The 3,156-nt window shown below is 31.3% G+C and carries 4 protein-coding genes; 2 read left to right on the top strand and 2 right to left on the bottom strand.

From position 1 onward, the window contains the following. Window positions 1–240: 240 nt before the first annotated feature. A complete protein-coding gene (locus V7056_RS19110) occupies window positions 241–1,299 on the bottom strand; it encodes an endonuclease/exonuclease/phosphatase family protein (RefSeq protein WP_499703982.1) in 1,059 nt (352 codons plus the stop codon). 71 nt (window positions 1,300–1,370) lie between these two features. Further along, entirely contained in the window at window positions 1,371–1,757 is a 387-nt protein-coding gene (locus V7056_RS19105) for a RidA family protein (protein WP_499703979.1), read from the bottom strand. A gap of 275 nt (window positions 1,758–2,032) precedes the next feature. Here V7056_RS19105 and miaA point away from each other — a divergent pair, with 275 nt between their 5' ends. Both miaA and hfq read left to right on the top strand, forming a co-directional pair. Beyond that, the gene (gene miaA, locus V7056_RS19100) at window positions 2,033–2,995 is read left to right on the top strand and encodes a tRNA (adenosine(37)-N6)-dimethylallyltransferase MiaA (protein WP_499703981.1); all 963 of its coding nucleotides are present in this window, start codon (window positions 2,033–2,035) and stop codon (window positions 2,993–2,995) included. A gap of 23 nt (window positions 2,996–3,018) precedes the next feature. Beyond that, window positions 3,019–3,156: RNA chaperone Hfq (gene hfq, locus V7056_RS19095; protein ID WP_499703980.1), on the top strand; the 138-nt coding region annotated here is incomplete at its 3' end.

Here is a 3,156-nt window from a genome sequence, read left to right as displayed (position 1 = left end):
GAATTAAAACGAATACAAAGAATACAACGAATACTTAAAAAACTTAGTAAACTAGATGAAGACGATATTGAAGAATTATTGCCTAATGATTGTTTTATAATTGGAGATGTATTTTGTTGTCGTGTGGATGGTAAAATAATTTGTATTGAATAATCAGTAATAATTGCCCATAGTTGCATACAAAAAAGCATAAAATAGCAAATTTAAGCTGTTTTACGCTTTTTGTATGTTTTTTTATAGTTATTTTAATACTAACTCAGCAGTTACTGGGTTATGGTCACTATTCTCAAACCCTAAGTCATGTCCTTTTACATTTTTAACTGTAATATTAGGAGAAACTAAGAATCCATCAATAATGGCTTGGAAATTTCGTCCCTTTTTAAAAGGGAAGTCATTTGATCGAGATGTAGGAATCGTTTTATCTGTAACCCATTGGAAGCCTTCTGGTTTAAATGAAGAAGGGAAGATTTGTAGCCAATCAGGCCATTTTTCTGTTGATTCAAAAATGGTAGGGTCTGTTGTTGGAATTTCGTGATTCCAATCTCCACCTAAAATAAAATAGTTTCCTTTTTTTATTTCTTTCTCTAGGTAAGTAGATAAATACTTCAATTGTTGTTTACGAACTTTTCCACCTTTATCATATGCTGATAAATGAAGGTGGATTAGGATCAGATCTTTTCCGTTTTCTACTGGTATTCTACTTTCAAGAAAAGCACGATCTAATTCAAATTGCTGGCGTGGCCAACTTTCTTGACCTGCTAGTTTATATCGATGGCTATTTTTAATGTTGAACTTAGATAAAGTTAATAAACCACTATTTGCTGAACCCATTGGGCGCAATATTGGAACAGGAACCCAAGGGACTTTATAATTTACTGCAAATGTATGACTGTAATCTGGTAATTTTTTTGTTAGGTAGTTTACTTCGTTAATATGATTGCTACGAGAAGAGTTCCTATCAATCTCTTGGATTAGATTTATATCAGATTCTTCATTTTTAATAAATGAAGTAATGGCCTTTAAATTTGTCGATGTTTGCTTTTTACTACTAGACCTAGACATCGTTCCGCCATCCATAAAAAAGTCCTGATTTTTATCCAAACCTGCATATCCAATGTTAAATGTAGTAATCGAAAATGGCACACCTTTTTTCAATACCTGTTCTTTATTTTTTTGGATATTAAGTGGTATAACTTCAGATGGCTTAAAATCTGTGAAGGTTACATACGCCAAAAAACCGGCGAATAGTAATGTGAAACTAAGAATTATAAACATAACTCCTTTTAAGATTTTTGCAATCATTCAATTTCCCCCTAATACATCTCTATGAAAAATGTTTTAAATTCAGTCAGAAAATGTCTCTTTGTCCATTAACGTGCTGCCCAAGCTTCTATTTCAATTTTAATGTCAGGATTAGCTAAAGCTTTAACGTAGGCTAATGTTGTAGCAGGCGGATTTCCGTTATGGAATTCAGTCCATTTTTCAATATAAAATGGCCGGTCAATTGTTTCAGTCAACCAGAAATTAATTTTAAAAATATTTTTTACATCAACCTCTTCACTTTCAAGTATAGCTTTAATATTTGCTAATGCATTTGCAAATTGACTTTCAATATCTTTAGGTAAAATTCCCTCTTTGTCATTGCCAATTTGTCCTGATAATACAATAAGGTCAGCTTCTTTTGGTATGACAGTTACATGATGATATGCAGCAATAGGTGGCGAAACATTCTTAGGATTAGCTTTCTTGATTTCCATTGCAAATCTCCTCTAACATTATTTTGTATATTTATATTATACTAATTTTTGAACATTCTATAAATTGCCAATCAATGAATCTATGAGAAAGTGTTGTTATGATACGACCTTAACTTAAGTGTACTTTCCAAAATTTACGTATTTTTTAATAATGTGATACATTTCACAAATATTTGGAGTTTTTGTATAAATATGGTATAACTAAAGTAAGATATGTATTTAAAAAAATGATCAAGGGTATAATGCAATAGGTTGTATAGAAAGGCGTATAAGTGATTACAATGGTAAATATGCAAAAAGTAATAGTCATCGTAGGACCTACTGCTGTAGGAAAAACTAAATTAAGTATTGAATTAGCAAAAGCTGTTAATGGTGAAATTATTAATGGAGATGCAACACAAGTATATAAAGAATTGGACATAGGTGCTGCTAAAATTTCCGAAGCAGAAATGGAAGGTATTCCACATCATTTAATTGATTTTTTAGATCCAAAAGCTTCTTTTACAGTTGCAGACTTTCAAACATTAGCACGAGAAAAAATAGATGAAATAACAAAAAGAGGGAAAACACCAATTATCGTTGGTGGTACTGGTTTATATGTTCAAAGCGTTTTAACGCAATATGAATTTGCCGAGCAAGAAGGCGATGAGCACCTTCGAAATCAACTTGAAAGTTTTGCAATGGTTTATGGAAATAGAGCATTGCATGATCAATTAAAAGAGGTTGACCCAGAAAGTGCTAAACAAATACATATGAATAATGTTAGAAGAGTGATTCGAGCGATTGAAGTTTTTAAATTAACAGGTCAAAAATTTTCGGATACAGCTTTTAACAAAGAACCGGAATATTTATATGATGCTATAATGATTGGCTTATCAATGGACCGAGAATTACTTTACAGTCGAATTAATTTAAGGGTAGATATGATGATGGATGCTGGCTTAATGAATGAAGCAAAAATGCTATATGAAAAAGGCATTCAAAATTGTCAATCTGTTCAAGCGATTGGATATAAGGAGCTTTATGATTATTTTGAAGGGATTCTAACTGAGGATGAAGCCATTAATTTAATCAAACAAAGTTCTAGAAGATATGCAAAAAGACAAATGACATGGTTTAGAAATAAAATGAACATTCATTGGTTTGATATGGATGAACATAATTTTAATATAAAAAAACAGGAAATTTTCGCTCTACTTGAAGGAAAGGGTTATTTTATCTCGAATAAATATAGGTAGAGGTAGAAGAGGAGGAAAAGGACATGAAAACATCAATCAATATTCAAGACCAGTTCTTAAACCAATTGCGTAAAGACAATCTAGCAGTCACAGTATTTTTACTAAATGGTTTCCAAATTAAAGGGAAAGTAAAAAGCTTTGATAACTTCACAGTATTGTTA

The organism is Bacillus sp. JJ664, assembly GCF_036962205.1.
GTDB lineage: Bacteria > Bacillota > Bacilli > Bacillales > Bacillaceae_G > Gottfriedia.
Note: the sequence above shows the minus strand (reverse complement) of the source record. Positions and strands in the feature narration are given on the sequence as shown.